At 65.4% G+C, this 20,689-nt stretch carries 17 protein-coding genes; 4 read left to right on the top strand and 13 right to left on the bottom strand.

The genetic code is table 11. The annotated features are described in order from the left end of the window. Positions 1–56: 56 nt before the first annotated feature. The 6 genes from CLU88_RS01745 to CLU88_RS01720 all read right to left on the bottom strand — a co-directional run bounded on the left by CLU88_RS01745 (position 57) and on the right by CLU88_RS01720 (position 6,921). Positions 57–1,847, bottom strand: coding sequence for an acyl-CoA dehydrogenase (locus CLU88_RS01745; protein WP_099655121.1), 1,791 nt, complete (start codon positions 1,845–1,847; stop codon positions 57–59). A gap of 75 nt (positions 1,848–1,922) precedes the next feature. After that, positions 1,923–2,855: an electron transfer flavoprotein subunit alpha/FixB family protein gene (locus CLU88_RS01740; RefSeq protein ID WP_099655120.1), complete on the bottom strand. Its 933-nt coding sequence runs from the start codon at positions 2,853–2,855 to the stop codon at positions 1,923–1,925. Then, entirely contained in the window at positions 2,856–3,605 is a 750-nt protein-coding gene (locus CLU88_RS01735; RefSeq protein WP_099655119.1) for an electron transfer flavoprotein subunit beta/FixA family protein, read from the bottom strand. It lies immediately after the preceding gene. A gap of 198 nt (positions 3,606–3,803) precedes the next feature. Further along, on the bottom strand, positions 3,804–5,162 hold the full coding sequence (locus CLU88_RS01730) for a mechanosensitive ion channel family protein (protein ID WP_099658566.1): 1,359 nt from the start codon (positions 5,160–5,162) through the stop codon (positions 3,804–3,806). Then, positions 5,162–5,977, bottom strand: a complete 816-nt coding sequence (locus CLU88_RS01725; RefSeq protein WP_233205344.1) for an enoyl-CoA hydratase — start codon at positions 5,975–5,977, stop codon at positions 5,162–5,164. Before CLU88_RS01725 ends, CLU88_RS01730 begins: the two co-directional genes overlap by 1 nt. Before the next feature lie 38 nt (positions 5,978–6,015). Then, entirely contained in the window at positions 6,016–6,921 is a 906-nt protein-coding gene (locus CLU88_RS01720) for a histone deacetylase family protein (RefSeq protein WP_099655118.1), read from the bottom strand. A 101-nt stretch (positions 6,922–7,022) separates the two neighbouring features. Between CLU88_RS01720 and CLU88_RS01715 the strand changes: the two genes are divergently transcribed. From CLU88_RS01715 to mltB, 4 genes are all read left to right on the top strand, one after another. Next, a complete protein-coding gene (locus tag CLU88_RS01715; RefSeq protein WP_099655117.1) occupies positions 7,023–7,943 on the top strand; it encodes a MoxR family ATPase in 921 nt (306 codons plus the stop codon). Beyond that, the gene (locus tag CLU88_RS01710) at positions 7,943–8,986 is read left to right on the top strand and encodes a DUF58 domain-containing protein (protein ID WP_099655116.1); all 1,044 of its coding nucleotides are present in this window, start codon (positions 7,943–7,945) and stop codon (positions 8,984–8,986) included. The genes CLU88_RS01715 and CLU88_RS01710 overlap by 1 nt, the downstream gene beginning before the upstream one ends. Before the next feature lie 150 nt (positions 8,987–9,136). After that, positions 9,137–11,254, top strand: a complete 2,118-nt coding sequence (locus tag CLU88_RS01705) for a DUF3488 and transglutaminase-like domain-containing protein (protein ID WP_099658564.1) — start codon at positions 9,137–9,139, stop codon at positions 11,252–11,254. Between the two features lie 97 nt (positions 11,255–11,351). Continuing rightward, entirely contained in the window at positions 11,352–12,431 is a 1,080-nt protein-coding gene (gene mltB, locus CLU88_RS01700) for a lytic murein transglycosylase B (RefSeq protein ID WP_099658563.1), read from the top strand. Here mltB and CLU88_RS01695 read toward each other — a convergent pair. The 7 genes from CLU88_RS01695 to CLU88_RS01665 all read right to left on the bottom strand — a co-directional run bounded on the left by CLU88_RS01695 (position 12,371) and on the right by CLU88_RS01665 (position 20,653). Then, entirely contained in the window at positions 12,371–13,450 is a 1,080-nt protein-coding gene (locus CLU88_RS01695) for an LLM class flavin-dependent oxidoreductase (RefSeq protein WP_099655115.1), read from the bottom strand. The genes mltB and CLU88_RS01695 overlap by 61 nt on opposite strands. Before the next feature lie 2 nt (positions 13,451–13,452). Next, the gene (locus CLU88_RS01690; protein ID WP_099655114.1) at positions 13,453–14,394 is read right to left on the bottom strand and encodes an ABC transporter substrate-binding protein; all 942 of its coding nucleotides are present in this window, start codon (positions 14,392–14,394) and stop codon (positions 13,453–13,455) included. 67 nt (positions 14,395–14,461) lie between these two features. Beyond that, positions 14,462–15,397, bottom strand: coding sequence for an ABC transporter substrate-binding protein (locus CLU88_RS01685; protein ID WP_099655113.1), 936 nt, complete (start codon positions 15,395–15,397; stop codon positions 14,462–14,464). Between the two features lie 107 nt (positions 15,398–15,504). Further along, complete coding sequence (locus CLU88_RS23435; protein ID WP_099655112.1) at positions 15,505–17,400, bottom strand: amino acid ABC transporter permease/ATP-binding protein; 1,896 nt, start codon at positions 17,398–17,400, stop codon at positions 15,505–15,507. Positions 17,401–17,448: 48 nt separating this feature from the next. Beyond that, positions 17,449–18,072, bottom strand: a complete 624-nt coding sequence (locus CLU88_RS01675; RefSeq protein ID WP_099655111.1) for a GNAT family N-acetyltransferase — start codon at positions 18,070–18,072, stop codon at positions 17,449–17,451. After that, on the bottom strand, positions 18,069–19,304 hold the full coding sequence (locus CLU88_RS01670) for a M20 aminoacylase family protein (RefSeq protein ID WP_099655110.1): 1,236 nt from the start codon (positions 19,302–19,304) through the stop codon (positions 18,069–18,071). The genes CLU88_RS01675 and CLU88_RS01670 overlap by 4 nt, the downstream gene beginning before the upstream one ends. Beyond that, the gene (locus tag CLU88_RS01665) at positions 19,304–20,653 is read right to left on the bottom strand and encodes an LLM class flavin-dependent oxidoreductase (protein WP_099655109.1); all 1,350 of its coding nucleotides are present in this window, start codon (positions 20,651–20,653) and stop codon (positions 19,304–19,306) included. The genes CLU88_RS01670 and CLU88_RS01665 overlap by 1 nt, the downstream gene beginning before the upstream one ends. Between the last annotated feature and the right edge of the window lie 36 nt (positions 20,654–20,689).

Here is a 20,689-nt window from a genome sequence, read left to right as displayed (position 1 = left end):
GCCTCGTCTCACTCTTTTTTCATTCCTCAACGGGCGGGCTGCCCTTTCAGGACGCGTTAGAACGCCTCCAATGCCAGCTCGGTCACGCTGGCGGCACCTTCGACAATGCTGTCGCGCAGGCCGGGGGCCTTCACCAGAAGGTGGTCAGCGTAGAACTGGGCCGTGGTGATTTTTGCGCGCATGAAGGCTTCGTCCTGTCCCTTTTGCAACAGGTCTTGGGCCACCAGCAGGCTGCGCGCCAGTTGCCAGCCCGCCACCACATTGCCCGCCAGCATCAGGTAGGGCACGCTGCCCGCAAACACGGCGTTGGGCTGGGCCTTGGTGCCACCGGCCACGAAGTCGATCACGTCGAGCAGCGCCTTGCGCGCGGCCGTCAGGCGCTTGGCCACAGCCAGTGCAGCGGGCGTGCCGCTGGCCAGCAGGTCGGCCTCTGTCTTCTCGATCTGCGCGGCGATGCCCTTGGCCACCTGCCCGCCATCGCGTGCCGTCTTGCGGCCCACCAGGTCGTTGGCCTGGATGGCGGTGGTGCCTTCGTAAATGGTCAGGATCTTCGCGTCGCGGTAGTACTGCGCGGCGCCGGTTTCTTCAATGAAGCCCATGCCGCCATGCACCTGCACGCCCAGGCTGGTCACTTCCAGGCTGGTCTCGGTGCTGTAGCCCTTGACCAGCGGCACCATGAACTCATAGAACGCCTGGTTCTGCTTGCGCGTGTCGGCATCCGGATGGTGGTGGGCTGCGTCGAACGCGGCAGCGGCCACGGTGGCCATGGCGCGGCAACCCTCGACGGTGGCACGCATGGTCATGAGCATGCGCTTCACGTCGGGGTGGTGGATGATGGCCGCACTGGCGTTGATGCTGCCATCCACGGGGCGGCTTTGCACACGGTCCTTGGCGTACTGCACGGCCTTCTGGTAGGCACGCTCGGAGATCGCGATGCCCTGCATGCCCACGGCGTAGCGCGCGGCGTTCATCATGATGAACATGTATTCGAGGCCGCGGTTTTCCTCGCCCACCAGGTAACCGATAGCGCCCCCGTTGTCGCCAAACTGCAGCACGGCCGTGGGCGATGCCTTGATGCCCAGCTTGTGCTCGATGCTCACGCAGTGCGCATCGTTGCGCGCGCCCAGCGTGCCGTCCTTGTTGACCATGAACTTGGGCACAACGAACAGGCTGATGCCCTTCACACCTTCGGGCGCACCCTGCACACGCGCCAGCACCAGGTGCACGATGTTGGCGGCCATGTCGTGTTCACCGTAGGTGATGAAGATCTTGGTGCCAAACACCTTGTAGCTGCCATCCGGCTGCGGCTCGGCGCGCGAGCGCACCAGGGCCAGGTCCGAACCCGCCTGGGGTTCGGTCAGGTTCATGGTGCCGGTCCACTCGCCCGTGACCAGCTTTTCGAGGTACGTGGCCTTGAGCTCGTCACTGCCGGCCGTGAGCAGCGCCTCGATGGCGCCGTCGGTGAGCAGCGGGCACAGCGCGAAGCTCATGTTGGCGCTGTTGGTCATCTCGATGCAGGCCGCGCCAATGGTCTTGGGCAGGCCCTGACCGCCGAAGTCGGCCGGGTGCTGCAACCCTTGCCAGCCGCCCTCGCCGTACTGGCGGAAGGCCTCCTTGAATCCCGGGGTGGTGGTGACCACCCCGTCTTTCCAACTCGACGGGTTCTTGTCGCCTTCGAAGTTCAGTGGAGCCAGCACGCCCTCGTTGAACTTGGCGCACTCTTCCAGCACGGCAGCGGCCGTGTCGAGGCCCGCGTCTTCAAAGCCGGGAATCTGTGCGATCTGTTCGATATTGGCCAGGTGTTCAATGTCGAACAGCATGTCCTTGACGGGGGCGGTGTAGCTCATCAATGTCTCCAGGAAAGCGAAATTTCGTCAAAAAAAAGGCATCGCGAACGATGCCTTTGTGCAAGCCGCAGGGCTTTACAGCGCCTTGACCAATTCAGGCACAGCCGTGAACAGGTCGGCTTCCAGGCCATAGTCGGCCACGCTGAAGATCGGCGCCTCAGGGTCCTTGTTGATCGCCACGATCACCTTCGAATCCTTCATGCCCGCCAAGTGCTGGATGGCACCCGAGATGCCGGCCGCGATGTACAGCTGCGGTGCCACGATCTTGCCGGTCTGGCCCACTTGCAGGTCGTTCGGTGCGTAGCCCGCATCCACTGCAGCGCGGCTGGCGCCGATGGCGGCGCCCAGCTTGTCGGCCAGCGGGGTGATGACTTCGTTGAACTTTTCCGCACTGCCCAGAGCACGGCCACCGGAGACGATGATCTTGGCGGCGGTGAGTTCGGGGCGGTCGTTCTTGGCGATTTCGCTGCCCACGTAGCTGCTCTTGCCTGCATCGGCGGTCGCTGCTGAGGTTTCGACAGCGGCGCTGCCACCCGTGGCAGCTGCGGCATCAAAGCCGGTGGTGCGCACGGTGATGACTTTGACGCTGTCTGCGCTTTGCACGGTGGCAATGGCGTTGCCTGCGTAGATGGGGCGCTCGAAGGTGTCTTGGCTCACCACCTTGGTGATGTCGCTGATCTGCGCCACGTCGAGCTTGGCAGCCACGCGGGGGGCCACGTTCTTGCCACCAGCGGTGGCGGGGAACAGGATGTGGCTGTAGTTGCTGGCGATGGCCAGTACCTGGGCTGCCACGTTCTCGGCCAGGCCGTGGGCCAGGCTTGCTGCGTCGGCGTGAATGACTTTGGCAACGCCTGCGATCTGGCCAGCGGCAGCAGCAGCGGCGCCAGCGTTGTGGCCAGCCACCAGCACGTGCACGTCGCCACCGCAGGCCACAGCTGCGGTGACGGTGTTCAGGGTGGCGCCTTTGATGCTGGCGTTGTCGTGTTCAGCAATAACGAGTACCGACATTTAGATCACCTTCGCTTCGTTCTTGAGTTTCTCGACCAGGGCGGCCACGTCGGCCACCTTCACGCCTGCGCCGCGCTTGGCAGGCTCGGTCACTTTGAGGGTCTTGAGGCGAGGCGCCACGTCCACGCCGAGGTCTTCGGGCTTGACGGTGTCCAGCTGCTTTTTCTTGGCCTTCATGATGTTGGGCAAGGTGACGTAGCGGGGTTCGTTCAGGCGCAGGTCGGTGGTGATGACGGCGGGCAGGCTCAGGGCCAGGGTTTCCAGGCCACCGTCGATTTCGCGGGTCACATTGACTTTGTCGGCAGCCAATTCGACCTTGCTGGCGTTGGTGGCCTGGGGCAGGTCCGCCAGGGCCGCCAGCATCTGGCCGGTCTGGTTGGCGTCGTCGTCGATGGCTTGCTTGCCCAGGATGATGAGCGAGGGTTGCTCTTTGTCCACCAGGGCCTTGAGCAGCTTGGCCACGGCCAGGGGTTGCAGTTCGACATCGGTCTCGACCAGGATGGCGCGGTCTGCGCCAATCGCCATGGCCGTGCGCAGGGTTTCTTGGCACTGGGCTACGCCGCAGGAGACTGCGATGACTTCGGTCACCAGGCCTTTTTCTTTCAGGCGCACGGCCTCTTCAACGGCGATTTCGTCAAAGGGGTTCATGCTCATCTTCACGTTGGCGATGTCCACACCCGTGTTGTCCGACTTCACTCGGACCTTCACGTTGTAGTCCACCACGCGCTTGACAGGGACCAAGACCTTCATTGCTGCGGCTCCTAGAGAGTTGGTTGAATTGACGTTTACGTAAACCAGATGATTCTATGCCGCACTGCAGCGAACCCAACAAAAGGATGCGCTGCTGGCTGCAAATCTTCAAAAAACGAACGACCGTGCTTTTTGTGAATTATAGGCCAGCAATTCACTGGCGCACAAAGAGTTTGCTGTCACCTGCGGCACGCAGGGTCACTGCCCCTGGCTTTGCGGTGCGGATGCCGCATCGGCCCCCACCAAGGCAGCCACGGTGGGCCCGGCCCCTGGCAAGCTGCCCTCCACCTGCACGTGCATGACGCGCTGGGGGAACGGAATGTCGATATGGTGCGCGCGTAGCGCCGCCAAAATGGCCCGGTTGATGTCCGAGCGCAGGCCCAGGGTGCCGTTTTCCGGATCGGCAATCCAGAACCCCACCGTGAACTCTAGGCCATCGGCGCCAAAAGCAGACAAAGACGCAGACGGTGCGGGATCGCGCAGCACGCGGTTGCTGGCCAGGGCCGATTCGGTCAACAGCTGGATCACCAGATCCACATCGCTGTCGTAGGCCACACTCACCACGGTGGACAGCCACACACGGGGATCGGCCAGCGACAGGTTTTCAACCCGCTGGGTGATCAGCATCTCGTTGGGCACGATGGACTCGCGCCCCGCCGCAGACCGCACCACGGTGTAGCGCGCATTGATGTTGGTGATGCGGCCTTCAAAGTTGTCTACGCGCACGTTGTCGCCAATGCGCATGCTGCGCTCGGTCAGGATGACAAAGCCGCTGACGTAGTTGGAGGCCAGCTTTTGCAGCCCCAGGCCAATGCCCACGCCCACAGCCCCCCCCAGCACCGACAAGGCCGTGAGATCAATCCCCACCGCCGACATGGCCACGATAAGGCCAAAGAAAATCATCACAGCCCGCAGCGCGTTGCTGACGGCCTTGCGCAGCGACAACTCAGCCCCCGTGGCTGAGCGCAGCAAGCGCGACTCAATGGCAGCCGACACCCACAGCGTGAGCAGCAGCACCGCCGCCGCAGTCAAGGCCCCCTCCACCATGGTGCGCAGGCTCAGGTTCACGCTGCCCACCTTCCAGTGGATCTGCTCCATCTCGCCCAGCACCAGAGGCAACAGGCCCGTGACCCACAGCACCATGGCCAGCCACGCCAGCCAGGAGATGGTGCGCTCGATCGGTTTGACCCACTGGGACTGCGGAAACGCCACTTGCAGCACCTTGGCCCCAATGCGGATCACGACCAGCGACACCAGCACCGGAATCGCCACCTTGAACACGGCCAGCGGCACCCAGTTGAGCAGCGCGGTGCGCGCCACATAGCCCAATGCCAGCAGCACGATGGGGAACAGCGCCCCATCCACCACCTTGCGGCCAAACAGAATGGAGCGATGCCCCTCTTGCTTGAGCCCACGGCGCAGCAAGGCCACCATGCCCCAGGCCAGCCCCAAACACACCAGCAGGCTGGCCAGCTCAATCAACACCGTGGGCGCGGCAAAGGCACGCAGCCACTGCCCCACATCGTCCAGCATGGGGGTATCTACAGAGCCTGCCATCAGCGCTTCCACTCCGGTGTGCGTTTCTCGGCAAAGGCCCGCGCGCCTTCCTGGGCGGCAGGGTCCATCATGTTGAGCGCCATGGTCTGCCCGGCCAACTGGTAGGCCGCCTCGATGCCCAGCTCGCGCTGCTGGTACACCAGCGCCTTGCCCATGGCAATGGCAGCGCGGGGCTTCTCCAGAATGGACTGGAGCAGTGTTTCCACCTCGGCATCCAGCGCATCGGCTGGCACCACGCGATTGAGCAGGCCCTGCGCCTGGGCGGTGCGAGCGTCGATGAAGTCTCCGGTGAGCAGCATCTCCATGGCGCGCTTGGCGGGCACATTGCGCACCAGCGGCACGCTGGGCGTGGCGCAAAACAGGCCGTAGTGGATGCCGCTGGTGGCAAAGCTGGCGTCTTCCGCAGCCACCGCCAGATCACACTGCGCCACCAGTTGGCAGCCCGCAGCGGTGGCCATGCCTTGCACCCGCGCAATGACGGGCACAGGCAGCTTGTGGATGGTGAGCATCATGCGGCTGCACTGCGCAAACAGCTTTTGGTACCACGCCTGCTCCGGGTGGGCGGCCATGTCCTTGAGGTTGTGCCCCGCACAAAACGCCTTGCCTTGCGCCGCCAGCACCACGGCCCGCGCAGACGGGTTCTGGGCCACAGCGTCCAGCGCCTGCTGCAACGCCACCAGCATCTCCGAGCCCAGGGCATTGAAGCGCCCCGGATCGTTCAAGGTCAGGGTGATCACCCCCCGCTCATCGCGCGCCACCGCCAGAGGCGATTGCGGCGTTTGCAGCGACATTTGCGCCGTGTCCAAAACCGTCATCCGTTCAACTACCTTTCACATCCAACAAAGAATACACGTCAAAGATCCGCCAACACGCGCAAGTGCGCCTCCACACTGCGGGCCAGCGGCCCCATCACGTAGCCGCCCTCCAGGCACGACACGATGCGGCCCTTGGAGTAGCGCCGGGCAATGTCTTTCACACGCTGGGTGATCCAGGTGTAGTCCTGCTCGGTCAGGCCCAATTGGCCCATGTCGTCCTCGCGGTGGGCATCAAAGCCCGCGCTCACAAAAATCATCTCAGGCTTGAAGGCCTCCAGCCTCGGGATCCACATCATCTCGATGATCTCCCGGACATCCATGCCCCGCGTGTAGGCCGCCACCGGCACGTTCACCATGTTGGGGGCCGGGTCCACATCGCCGCTGTACGGATAGAAGGGGTGCTGGAAGATGCTGACCATGAGCGCCCGCGAATCGCCCGCCAGGATGTCCTCCGTGCCGTTGCCGTGGTGCACGTCAAAGTCCACCACCGCCACGCGCTGCAGGTTGTAGCGCTGCAACGCATATTTGGCGGCCACCGCCACGTTGTTGAAGAAGCAAAACCCCATGGCCTTGCTGCGGGTGGCATGGTGGCCCGGGGGGCGCACGGCGCAAAAGGCATTTTCCAGCTCACCCGCCATCACCGCATCGGTGGCGGCCAGCGCAGCGCCTGCGGCGCGCAAGGCGGCTTTCCAGGTGTGGGCATTGATGGAGGTGTCCGTGTCCAGCTGCGAGTAGTTGGGCCCGCCCGCCATCAGCTCTTCATTCAGGCGATCCGACAGGCCCCGCAGCGCCGCCACATGCATGCGGTCGTGCGCCAGTTCAATGTCGGCCAATGCGGCCTCGGGGGCTTCAAACCGCTCCAGCGCATCGCCCACGCCGGTGACCAGCAAGCGGTCTTCAATGGCATCGAGGCGCTCGGGGCATTCGGGGTGGCCCGGGCCCATTTCGTGTTTCCAACAGTCCCTGTGCGTGAAATAGCCCGTCTTGCTCACAGTCTTGTCCCCGTGTCTCAGATTTTTCAGAGTTTTTCGGATAACGTTGCGCCATGGATGCACAGCACAAAATCAAATCGCTTTTAGACCAGCTTAACACGGTGATCGTAGGCAAAAAGGCCCAGGTTCAAGACTGCGTGGCCTGCCTGCTGGCCGGGGGCCACCTGCTGATTGAGGACGTGCCCGGCGTGGGCAAGACCACCTTGGCCCACGCGCTGTCGCGCACCTTCGGTCTGCAGTTTTCGCGGGTGCAGTTCACTGCCGACCTGATGCCCAGCGACCTGACCGGCGTGTCGGTGTACGAGCGCGGCAAGGAAGGCTTTGTCTTTCACCCCGGCCCGGTGTTTGCCCAAGTGCTGCTGGCCGATGAAATCAACCGTGCCAGCCCCAAAACGCAAAGTGCTTTGCTCGAAGCCATGGAAGAAAAGCAGGTCTCGGTCGAAGGCGCCACCCGGCCTCTGCCCCACCCCTTTTTCGTGATTGCCACACAGAACCCACTCGACCAGCTTGGCACCTTCGCGCTGCCTGAATCGCAGCTGGACCGGTTTTTGATGCGCATCTCCATCGGCTACCCCGACCGCGCCTCAGAGCGTCTGCTGCTGGCCGGATCAGACCGCCGCGACATGGTGGACACCCTGCCCGCCCTGCTGGACGCCCCCGAGCTGGCCGAGCTGCAACGCCAGGTGCTGGCCGTGCATGCGTCCGATGCTCTACTGAACTACGTGCAAGACCTGGTGGCCGCCACGCGCTCGGGCCAATGGTTTTTGCAAGGCCTGTCGCCCCGTGCGGGGATTGCCCTCGTGCGCGCGGCCAAGGCGCAGGCATTGATCAGCGGGCGCGACTATGTCGCCCCTGACGACGTGCAGGCCGTGCTGCCCCAAACCATTGCCCACCGCCTGGTGCCCGTGGGCGATGCCGGGCGCGGCGCGGTAGAGCAAGTGCGTGCCATGGTCGATGCCACCCCCCTGGCGTGATGGCTGGCACAGCAACCCGCCCCGCAACCCCAAAGCCGTTGGCAGGCGTTGTCGGGGGCTTCTCGCCCCTGGCGCCGCTGCGTCGGCGCTTTCGTTCCTGGTGGGAGGGGCGCCTCAAGCGCGATGACACCCTCACCCTGACCCAGCGCAACGTCTATATCGTGCCCACCGGGCCGGGGTGGATGCTGGCCGTCACCCTGCTGGTGCTGCTGGTAGCGTCCATCAACTTTCAGCTCAACCTGGGCTACCTGTTCACCTTCATGCTGGCGGGCAGTGCCGCCATCGGCATGCACATCTGCCACGCCACGCTGCGCGGCATCACTTTGCACCTCAAGCCGCCCCAGCCCCAGTTCATGGGCACCAGCGCCGCGCTGGAGGTGCAACTGTCCAGCCCCCGCACCACGCCGCGCTATGGCATTGGCGTGGCCGTGCACGAGCCCGAAGCCCACGCCGAGCACCACTGGGCCTGGACCGATGTACCCGCCCAGGGCCAGGCCACGGTGCAGGTGGCGTTCCAGCCCCAGCGGCGCGGCCTGCACCCGGTGCCTACGCTGACGGCCGAAACGCGCTTTCCCATGGGCACTTTCCGCGTCTGGACCTATTGGCGCCCGGCCTGTCAAATCCTGGTGTACCCCGCCCCCGAGGTGCCCGCCACGCCCCTGCCCCCCGGCGAGCCCCGCGCCGCAGGCAAGGGCAGCGCCAACAGCCAGGGCATTGGCGAATTTGACGGCGTGCGTGCCTACCGGCGGGGCGACCCGCTCAAACTCGTGGTGTGGAAGAAAGCGGCCAAGTCGCTGGGCAGCGGCACCGATGATCTGGTCAGCCGCGACGCCCAGCAAAGCCAGCGCCAGGAGCTGTGGCTGGACGTGAACAGAGCCAACCTGCCCGACCCTGAGGCGCGCATCTCCCGCGTCACGGCCTGGGTGCTGCAAGCCGACCGCCTGGGCCTGGACTACGGTCTGCGCGTGCCAGGGCGTGAGATTGCCCCAGGCAACGGCGCAGCGCACCGCATGCAGTGCCTGGAAGCCTTGGCGCTGTGCTGACACGCGCCGCCAGCCCCATCGCTTGAATACACCCATAAAAATGCCATCTAGCGCAATCCAATCCAGCGCAAGCAGCTATCTTTTCAATAGCAAATTTCACCATCTGTGGGGGACTGCGCTGATGGCGCCCCAGTGCGGGACGGCCTGCCCATGAGCGCGCAGCCCGCCACGGCGCCCCGCGCCACACTGCGCCAAACCCTGGCCCACCTGCCCCGCGAAGCGCGGGACACCCTGTTCCTGCTGGCCGTGATCGCCTGGGTTATTGCGCCCCAAGCGCAGTGGCTGCCTGTGTGGACCAGCCTGCTGGTGGCCGGCATCCTGCTGTGGCGCAGCTGGCTGGCCTGGTACAGCAGGCCGCTGCCCAGCCGCTGGATCACCTCGGGCCTGATAGCGCCTGTGGCGTTTGGCGCCACCATCTTCTCGTACGGCACCTTCGTCGGGCGCGAGGCCGGGGTCACGCTGGTGGTGACCCTGCTGGCCCTCAAGACTCTGGAGCTGCGCGCCCGCCGCGATGCCCTGGTCATCTTCTTCCTGGGCTTCTTCACCATGGTCAGCAGCTTCTTCAGCTCGCAATCGCTGCTGACCGCAGCCGCCATGCTGGTGGGGCTGCTGGGCATGCTCACCGCGCTGGTCAATGCCCACATGCCCGTCGGGCGCCCCCCGCTGCTGCAATCGTTTCGCACCGCGTTCACCATGACGCTGCTGGGCGCGCCCATCATGGCAGCGCTGTTCATGCTGTTCCCCCGCATGGCGCCGCTGTGGGGGGTGCCCAGCGAGCAAACCGTGGGCGGCAGTGGCCTGTCGGGATCGATGAAGGTGGGCAGCATCGCTGAGCTGGCCCTGAACGAAGCCGTGGCATTTCGCCTGCGCTTCGACAACCCGACACAAGAGCTGCCCCCGCCCTCGACCATGTACTTCCGTGGCCCCGTGCTCGCGGGGTTTGATGGACGCGAATGGCGGGCCGAGCCTTTTCGCGAGGACAGCGCCTGGGCCGCGCGTGCGGGCCTGCCTGCCAACTTGCAAGTGCAAGGCCCCGCGCTGCGCTACGAAGTGACGCTGGAGCCCCAGAGGCGCCCCTGGCTCATGGTGCTGGAAGCCACCCCCCAGGCCCCCGAGCTGCCCGGCAACCCCACCTACATGACGCAGGATTTGCAGTGGATGGCAGCGCGCCCCATCATGGACGTGGTGCGCTACCGGGCCGAAAGCTACCCCGAATTCCGCCACGGCCCAACCACCGCAGCAAGGCAGTTGCGCGAGTTTGTGGCCTTGCCCCCAGGCTTCAACCCCCGCACGCTGGCACTGGCAGCCCAGATGCGCGCCGACCCGGCCCTGGCCAACGGCGACACGGCCGCCCTGGTCAGCGCGGCGCTGAACCGGCTGCGCACTGGTGGCTACAGCTACACGCTGGAGCCCGGCGTGTACGGCGAGCACACCGCCGACGAGTTCTGGTTTGACCGCAAGGAAGGCTTTTGCGAGCACATTGCATCGGCCTTTGTGGTGCTGATGCGGGCCATGGACGTGCCCGCGCGCATCGTCACGGGCTACCAAGGCGGCGCCATCAACCCGGTGGACGGCTACTGGACCGTGCGCCAAAGCGATGCCCACGCCTGGGCCGAGGTGTGGATGCCCGAGCGCGGCTGGGTGCGGGTGGACCCGACCGGCGCCGTGGCCCCCGGCCGCGTGGGGGCCTTTGAGCGCCTGGCTGCGCCCCGGGGTGCCTTCGCCTCGGCCATGGGCACCATGATCGGCGTGAGCACCCTGCAGCAACTGCGCGCAGCGTGGGAGGCCGTCAACAACCGCTGGAACCAATGGGTGCTGAACTACACCCAAAACCGCCAGATGGACCTGCTCAAAAAGCTGGGCTTTGAATCGCCCAGCTGGCAAGACCTGACGACGATTTTGGGCGGCCTGCTGGGCGTGGCCGCGCTGGGCGCCGCAGGGTGGAGTTGGTGGGAGCGCAGCCAGCACGATCCGTGGCTGCGCCTGCTGGCCCGCACCCGCAAGCGCCTGGCCAGCGCTGGGCTGCCGTTGCCCGATCACCTGCCGCCACGCACCATGGCGCAGAAGGTGCTGGCGCACTGGAGCCAAAGCGCCACCAACCCGGGACACGCGCCTCAATCAACCCCTGCGCAGCCCATTCAACCCATTGCCGACTGGTTGCTGCGCCTGGAGCAGGTACGCTATGCAGCCCACCCGGCTGCGCAGCTCAGTGCCCTGCGGCGCGAATTCAACGCCCTGCCCTGGCCTGCAGCCCGCAAAGGTCCTTGACAAGGTCCAGGCCCCAAACCTGGCCCCACCCCGCCAACGCACCCTTACCCCCTTGCGGGCCGACACCGAATCGGCCCCGCTCTTTCAGACCCGCTTCATGTTCAAGACCGTTCTGCTTGCTACATATTTAATAGCTGCCAGCGCAATACCTGCAAGCGCCAAGCCCCAAAAACATGCACAACCAGCGGCCACACGCAACAGCACGGTGCAGGGCAGCACCCCATACGCCCAGCGCGAAGACGCCATGCAGTTTGCCGACGACCTGGCCGCGCGCCGGGGGTTGGACCGTGAATGGGTACGCCAAGCCGTAGGCCAGGCGCGCTATCTGGGCGGCGTGCCCAAGCTCATGCTGCCGCCCGCCTCTGGCACCGCCAAGAACTGGCGCGTGTACCGCAGCCGCTTCATCGACCCCATCCGCATCCGCGCAGGGGTGCGCTTTTGGCAAGAGCACCGCGAAGCCCTGGCCCGCGCCGAGCAGGAATATGGCGTGCCCGCCGAGATCATCGTCGGCATCATCGGGGTCGAGACCATCTACGGCCAGCAGATGGGCAACTTCCGCGTGATGGACGCGCTGGCCACACTGGCCTTCGACTTCCCCGCCGCGCACCCGCGCGCCAAAGAGCGCACCGAGTTCTTTCGCCGCGAGCTGGAGCAATGGCTGAGCCTGGCCAACCGCACCAACATCGACCCGTTTGAGGTCAAGGGCAGCTACGCAGGCGCCATGGGACTGGGGCAGTTCATGCCGTCAAGCTGGGCCCGGTTTGCGGTGGACTTTGACGGCGACAGCCGCATCGACCTGTTCAAGAGCCCCACCGATGCGATTGGCTCGGTGGCCAACTACTTCAAGGGCCACGGCTGGACCACGGGCATGCCCACGCACTTTGCCGTGCAGTTCGACCCCGCCACGCTCAAGCTCGACGAACTGCTTGCGCCCGACATCCTGCCCACCTTCAGCGCGGCCAGCCTGCAGGCCAAGGGCGCGGTGCTTGACGCAGCGGGCGCGCAGCACACAGGCCCCATGGCCCTGATCGAGCTGCAAAACGGCGGCGATACGCCCACCTACGTGGTGGGCACCGAGAACTTCTACGCCGTCACGCGCTACAACTGGTCGAGCTACTACGCCATGGCGGTGATTGAGCTGGGGCGCGAAGTGGCCGCCGCCCGCGCTGCGCGGTAGTCGCCCACCGCGCTGGCAGGCACCCAGCCCAGCTCCGGCGCGATCAGGCGGGCGGTGTCACTCAATATCTGGGTGTATTCCGCCGCACTGAAGTCATACGGCAACTCCAGCCGCAGCTCTTGCACCAAGGGCACGATGGGGTCGCTGCGCAAGTGCTCCAGGATTTCATCGGCCGTGCCCACCAGGTCGCGGGCGAACAGCGTGCGGCGCTCGCCCTGCGGAGCCAGCGTGCGCCCATGCCGCGATGCAGCCCAGGTGCGGTAGCGGGCACGGGTGCTGGCGTCCGCACCGTCCAGCGGCACGATCACGCGGCCCAGCGCCACGCGCGGGGCGCAAGCCCCGGCCCAGTGCGCGTGGTACAGCGCCAGTTGGCTGCGCTGCGCTTCAAAAAAATCATCCGTCTGCTCACCCCGGTTCAGGTTGCCAATCAGCAGGTGATAACCGTTTTCGCCCGCCCAGCGGGCCGAACGCAACGAGCCGCCGCCGTACCACAGCCGCTGCGCCAACCCAGGCGCGTGTGGCTGCACCCGTGGGCGCTGGCGCCCCGCGGGCGACTCCACAAACGTGTCCTCGTCGCCAATCAGGTCACCGCGCAGGTTCTCGCGCAGCCGCTGCACGCGGGCGTGCGAGAAGTCCACGGCCGACGCATCCCCATCCAACAGCCTCTCGCCCAGCAAGTCGCCATACAGCGGGGCACCAGCGCTCAGCCCGACCTGTAGCCGCCCCTGTGCCAGCACATCCACCGTGGCCAGGTCTTCGGCCAGGCGAAACGGATTCTCGTAGCCCATCTGGATCACCGCAGTGCCCAGTGCAATGCGCTGCGTGCGCTGGCTGGCCGCAGCCAGAAAAGTGGTGGCAGACGACACCCCACGCTCCAGGTGCCGTTGGCGCACCCAGGCGCTCTGGTAACCCAGTGCCTCGCCCAGCGCGAACAACTCCAGGGCTTCGTGCAGGCCCTGCAGCGGGCTGGCTTCGGCATAGCTGCCGGGGGTGAGGAATGCAAGGTGGGCAATGGCCATGGTCAGAACTTCGGCAAGCCGGGGGGATTGGTCTCGGACTTTGGCAAGGCCTCCTCCAGCAAAGCCCAGCGCTGCAGCGCCTGCGTGTACTGGCCGCTTTGGATCAGTCCATTGGTCGCCAGGGTCAACGCATCGGCCAGGCCCGAGCCCTTGCGGGTGGTGATGGCCACATCCGATTTGAGCGGCCAGCCCGCATTCACGGTGCCAACCAGCTTGGTTTTGCCTTCTTTGGCCGCGTGGTAGGCCTGCGGCGCATTGGGGTTGAAGTTGGCGTCTGCACGGCCCGACACCACCGCCAGCAGGCGCGCTGCGTCGTCGTCAAAGTACAGCAGCTCCACGGGCTTGAGCCCTGCGGCCAGGTTCTTCTTGTTCCATTCGAGCAGGATGCGCTCCTGGTTCGTGCCCGAGCCGGTCACCACCTTCAGCCCAGCCACATCCTTGGGCTCCTGGATCGCCGCGATCTTGCTGTCGGTGCGCACATAAAACCCGTGCAGGCCCAGGCGGTAGGTGGAGAAGTCGAACTTCTCCTTGCGCTGCTCCGTCACCCCCACGTTCGAGATCACGGCATCGTATTTGCCAGAACTCAGCCCCAGCGGCCAGTCGGCCCAGGCAATGGGCAGCAGCTCCAGCTTCAGGCCCAGCACATCGGCCACCAGTTGTGCGTAGTCGGGGTCAAACCCCACCACGGTCTTGGCGTCGCTGGCGTAGGTGGAAATGGGCGGCGCAAACGGCGCAATCGCCACCGTGAACACGCCTTCCTTTACAAACTTGAAGCCCTTGGGGATGGCCTGGATGGCCGCCGCGTTCTTGTCCGCACGCAGGCGGCCCTTTTGTTCGGGGCTGAAGTCAAACGCCGCCGCAGCCATCGCCGCACTGGCCACAGAGAAAAATGCCAGCGCGGCGCCCGCCGCCAGCACCGTGCGACGCACAAGGTTCAATGCCATGGTGTTCCTATCAACGAAAGATATGTCGGATCGGGCTCGCGACCTGCATGGATCGCGGGCCGTTGCCTCACTTCTTCGGCAAGCCGGGTGGGTTGGTGCGCGATGCGGTGATCGCTTCAGACTGCAAATTCCAGCGCTCCAGCGCCTTGGCGTAGTTGCCGTTTTTGATTTGCGCATTGAGTGCTGCGGTGACCGCATCGGCTATGCCCGAGCCCTTGCGCGAGGCCACCGCAATCTCTGCCGCCTGGGGCCAGCCGCCCGAGAATGCGCCCACCAGGCGCGTCTTGCCATCGCGCGCGTTGTGGGCTGCAATGCCGTTGGGCGCCAGGTACGCATCGGCGCGCCCTGAGGCCAGGGCCAGGTACAGCACCACGTCATCGTCAAAATACAGAATGTCCACCGGCTTGAGGCCCGCCGCCACGTTCTGCTGGTTCCAGCGCAACAGGATCTGCTCCTGGTTCGTACTCGCCCCCACCACCACCTTGAGGCCCGCCACGTCCTTGGGCTCCTTGATGGACTGGATCTTGGAGTTGGCAGCCACGTAGATGCCCAACTGGTCATTGCGGTAGGTAGAGAAGTCGAACTTCTCCTTGCGCTCTTCCGTCACGGTAACGTTGGAGATCACCACGTCGAACTTGCCAGACTGCAAGCCCAGCGGCCAGTCGGCCCAGGCCACCGATACCAACTCCAGCTTGCGGCCCAGGCTGTCAGCTACCAGTTGCGCAATGTCGGGGGCATTGCCCACTGGGGTTTTGTTGTCGGTGGCATAAGCACCAAACGGCAGGCGGCCCGTGGTGGTGCCCACCGTCAGCACACCGTCCTTGGCAAACTTGAAGCCCGGGGGCAGCAGCTTGAGCGCATCGTCCACCTTTTGCGAGCGGGGGCGGCCGGGCTGCTCCGGGCTCAGGTCCACGGCCTGGGCAGTGGCGTGCAGCGGCATCAGGGCCGCAGTGGCGGCCAGGGCCAGCAGCACAGACGAGAGGGTTTGGCGAAACGTGGGCATGAAGAAGTTCCTTGGTTTGAAATCAAAGCGATCAATGAAAGCCACAGGGCGGCCGAGCCCCGCGAGGGTGTGTTGGTGGACTTGCAGTGAATAGGGGCAGACCCGCGTCAGAGCACCTTGGCCAAAAATTCAGCGGTGCGCGGGTGGTCAGGCTGGTTGAACACCTTGGCCGGCGAGCCTGTTTCCAAAATGCGCCCCCGCTCCATGAACACCACGGTGTCGGCCACCTCGCGGGCAAAGCCGATTTCGTGCGTCACGATGACCAGGGTGGTGCCGCTGCGCGCCAGCTCCTTGATCACATCCAGCACCTCGCCCACCAGCTCAGGATCGAGTGCCGATGTGGGCTCATCAAACAACAGCACCTTGGGCTTGAGCGCCAGGGCCCGCGCAATCGCCACGCGCTGCTGCTGCCCACCCGAGAGCTGGCGTGGATAGCTGTGCGCCTTGTCGGCCAGGCCCACGCGGTCCAGCAGCTCCAGCGCCAGGGCCTCGGCCTCGGTGCGCAGCACACCACGCACATGGATGGGGGCTTCGATGATGTTCTCCAGCACCGTCAGGTGCGGGAACAGGTTGAAGTTCTGAAACACCATGCCCACGTCCACGCGGCGGCGCAAGATGTCCTTTTCGCCCAGCTCGTACAGCGTGTCGGCATCCTGGCGGTAGCCGATCAGTTCACCGTCGATGGCGATGAAGCCGCCGTCCACGCGTTCAAGGTGGTTGATGGTGCGCAGCAAGGTGGACTTGCCCGAGCCAGACTGCCCCAGGATCACCGTGACGCTGCCCGGCTGCACCGTGAGCGTCACGCCATGCAGCACCTGCAGGTCGCCATAGCGCTTGGTCACCCCGTGGATCGTGACCTCCCCACCCCGGCTGTGGCTTCCTGTCCATCGGGGCACCACCGGCGCGGCCGTGGGCTGCGCGACGGCCTGCTGCACTGCGACCTGCGCAGAGGCGGAAACACCCCGAGCAGACCGCGCAGGCCACAGGCGCTGGGCGATGGCACTGAACAGCGAAGGCGGCGGGTTGCGCAACGCCCCCTTGGAGAAATGCCGCTCGATGTAGTGCTGCGCCAGCGACAGCACCGTGAGGATCACCAGGTACCACACCGTGGCCACCATGAGCAGCGGGATCACCTCCAGATTGCGGCGATAGATGATCTGGATGGTGTAGAACAGCTCAGGCAGCGCCAGGATGTACACGTTGGACGTACCCTTGGCCAGGCCAATGATGTCGTTGAACCCCGCCGGCAGGATCGAGCGCATGGCCTGCGGCAACACGATGCGAAACGCCTGGCGCCGCCGTGGCAGGCCCAAGGCGGCAGCGGCCTCCAGCTGCCCCTGGTCCACCGCCAGGATGCCCCCGCGCACGATCTCTGACGCAAATGCAGCCTGGTTCAGCGTAAGGCCGATCAGCGCCGCAGCAAACGGGCTGATGAGCTGCGTGGTGGGGTAGGAGAAAAACGTCCAATCGGTGAAAGGCACCCCCACACTGAGCGTCTCGTACAGATAGCCCAGGTTGTTGATGATGAGCAGCAACACGATGATGGGGATGGAGCGAAAAATCCAGATGAACACCCACGACAGCCCCGCCAGCAAAGGCGAGCGCGACACCCGTGCCAATGCCAGCGCCGTGCCCAGCGTGAAGCCCAACACCGCCCCCAATGCCGTGAGCAGCAGCGTGCGCCCCAAGCCCACCAGCACGGGTTCTGCAAAGAACCACTCGCCAAATACGCCCCAGCCCCAGCGCGGGTTGGTAAACACCGAATACAACACCAGCGCTATGACGGCGGCGGCAAACAGCGTGCCCACAGCGCGTGCGCGGTGCCGCGCCGGTACCACTTTGTAGTGCGAGTAGTCGCCCTTGCTGGGGGCTGGGTGGTGCACGGGGGCCTCCAGCCCAGCGGGCGCAGGGGCGCGGGCAGCGCCGCTGGACAATGGGGCAGACGGCGTGGAGCCCAGCGGGCGCAGGTGACCAGCGTCATCCAGGGTGGTCGTCGTTGACATGGGCCAGTCCTTCGTAAAACAAAAATAGGGGTTCTCTGCAACCCAGGATCAGGCTGCCTGGGCGTGGGCTGCTGACGCTTCAGGCGCAGGCCCATGCACGCTGCCCAGCAGCCCCGCCGGCTGCACAAACAAGTGCTGGGCGCGGGACGCAAGAAAATGCGGCGCATCGGCCAGGGAAGGCACCTCGGGCGACAGGCGCTTTTCAAACGGCAGCGACCGGTAGGTACCCGCCGGGGCCGCCACATCAAACAAGGCCGAGTAGCCCAGGCCCTGGTACAGGCCCACCGCTTCAGGCTGGCGAAACCCCGTGGTCAGGTAGATGCGGCGGTAGCCCTGGCGCTGCACCTGCGCTTCCAGCTCAGCCATCACCTTGCAGGCCAGCCCCTGGCGGCGCCACTGCGAGTGGGTCCACATGCGCTTGAGTTCTGCCGTGTCGTCGTCATAGCGCTTGAAGGCGCCACCCGCCACCGCCTGCCCTCGCCGCAGCAGCAGTACAAAATTGCCACCCTGCGCGGGCGCAAACAGCTGCGGCGGGTACTTCTCCATCTCCCGAGGGCTGCCGTCCTGCTGGTAGAACTCACCGTAGCGGCTGTCGTATTCGTGGGTCAGCTCCTGCACCAGGGGCTGGGCCAGGGGGTCCAGCGGGGTTGTGTAGACAAACAGGTCGCTCATGCGATGGACTCCTGAGATTCGCTGGGGCCAGTGACCAGAAACTGCTCAGCCAGCCGCACCCAATAGCTGGCAGAGGGCGCCAGGATTGCGTCGTTGAAGTCGTAGTACGGGCTGTGCAGCGAGGCCCCATCGCCATTGCCCACAAACACATAGCTGCCGGGGCGCTTGAGCAGCATGAAGGCGAAGTCCTCGCTGGCCGTGCGCGGCCGAAAGCCCGCATCCACGGCCGTCACGCCAAAGGTGTCCAGCGCCACCTGCCGGGCAAAGGCGGTTTCCTTGTCGTGGTTGATCACGGCGGGGTAACCCAGGCGATAGTCCACCTCGGCCGTGGCACCAAAGCTCTCGGCCTGCGCACGCGCCACCTCGGGCACGCGGTGCTGCAGCAGCGCCCGCACCTCGGGCTTGAAGGCGCGGGCCGTGATCTTGAGTTCGACGCTCTCGGGAATCACGTTGGCCGCATGGCCGCCATGGATGGAACCCACGGTGACCACCCCCATGTCCAGCGGGTCCACATTGCGCGACACCACCGACTGCAGCGCAGTGATGATGTGCGCGCTGGCCACCACGGGGTCCACCGTGTCTTGCGGTGCAGCCCCATGCCCGCCCTTGCCGCGGACGGTGATGAGGGCCTGGTCCACCGAGGCCATGGCCGGGCCGCTCACGCAGCCAAAGTGCCCAGCCTCCACGCACGGCCAGTTGTGCAGGCCAAACACTGCATCGCACGGGAAGCGCTCAAAAAGCCCTTCGGCAATCATCTGCCGCGCACCGCCACCGCCCTCTTCGGCGGGCTGAAAGATCAAGTGCAGCGTGCCATCCCACTGCCCCTCTTGCGCCAGGTAGCGGGCGGCTGCCAGCAGCACCGTGGTGTGCCCATCGTGCCCACAGGCGTGCATCACACCGGGGTTCACGCTGGCATAGGGCAGGCCCGTCGCCTCCTGAATAGGCAGCGCATCCATGTCGGCCCGAATGCCCAAGCGGCGCTCGCCCCGGCCCCTGCGCAGCGTGCCCACCACGCCCGTGCCTGCGATGCCGGTGGTGACCTCATAGCCCCACTGCGCCAGTCGCTCGGCCACGATGGCTGCGGTACGGAACTCCTGGAACGACAGCTCGGGGTGCTGGTGCAGATCGCGCCGCAGCGCCTTGAACTCGCCAATCGACGACGCCACACTGCGGCGTACCTGCTCAGCGCGATCGCTGCCCGGAGCCACCTGCACAGGCAATGCGGCGCCCATCACGCGGCCTTGGGCACGGGCAACTCGGCCTGCCTGTCGGGCGCATGGCGGCTGGCCTTGCGGGGCAACCCCAGGTGGTCGCGCAGCGTCTGGCCCGGCAGCGTGCGCTCATAGCGGCCACGTGCCTCCAGCGCCGGAATGACGAACTGCACAAAATCATCGAGCCCTTGCGACAGCACCGGAAAGCCCAGGATGAAGCCATCGGCCGCCCCCTCGTCCACCCAGCGGATGATCTCGTCGGCCACGCGCTCGCCCGTGCCCACAAACTGCGAGCGTGGGGTAGCCACTTCCAGCGCCACCTGGCGCAGCGTGAGCCCGCGCGCTTGGGCATCGGCCTTGATGCGGTCAGTGGTAGAGCGAAAGCTGTTCTTGCCAATGTCGCCCAGCTCAGGAAACGGCGCGTCCAGCGCGTACTGCGTGAAATCGTGGTGATCGAAAAACCGCCCCAGGTAGGCCAGGGCTTCGTCGATGGTGAGCAACTCGCGAATGGTCTGGTACTTGGCTTCGGCCTCTTCTTGCGTGGCCGCCACGATGGGGCCGATGCCCGGGAAAATCTTCACCTCATCGGCCTGGCGCCCGTGCGCCACCGCACTGGCCTTGACCTTGCGCAAAAACGCCCGGGTCTCCTCGATCGACGGTGAGTGGGTGAACACCGCGTCGGCAAACTTGCCCGCCAGGCCGATACCGGCGTCGGACGAGCCCGCCTGGAAGATCACAGGTTGCCCCTGCGCCGAGCGACCGATGTTCAGCGGCCCGGCCACCTCAAAAAAGCGCCCCTTGTGGTTGAGCGTGTGCAGCTTGGCAGGATCGAAGAACTGGCCCGTTTCACGGTTGCGCACGATGGCGTATTCATCCCAGCTGTCCCACAGCCCCTGCGTCACCTGCAGGTACTCGTCGGCGATCTCGTAGCGCAGCGCGTGGTCCGGGTGGGTGCGGCTGTAGTTCTGCGCGGTGCCTTCCAGCGGTGTGGTCACCACGTTCCAGCCCGCACGGCCACTGCTGATGAGGTCCAGCGAGGCAAACTGCCGCGCCACCGTGAACGGGTCGCTGTACGACGTGGAGATGGTGCCTGCCAAACCAATCTTGGAGGTGACCGTGGCCAGCGCCGACAGGATGGAAATGGGCTCGAAGCGGTTGAGGAAATGCGGAATCGACTTTGCGTTGATGAACAGACCATCGGCCACAAACGCAAAGGCAATGCCGTTGGCGTCGGCCTTTTGCGCCGTGCGGATGTAGAAGTCCAGGTTCACGCTGGCGTCTGCCGGGCCTGCGGGGTGCTTCCACGCATTCATGTGGCCACCGGCGCCGTGCAGCATCACACCAAAGCGGATGGGGGATTTTTGGCTCATGGGAACAAACTCCGACAACAAATGGGAAGGATGGAA

The sequence above is a fragment of the Acidovorax sp. 56 genome (genome assembly GCF_002749705.1).
In the GTDB taxonomy this organism is placed as follows: domain Bacteria; phylum Pseudomonadota; class Gammaproteobacteria; order Burkholderiales; family Burkholderiaceae_C; genus Acidovorax.
This window is presented reverse-complemented; position numbering and strand designations above follow the sequence as displayed.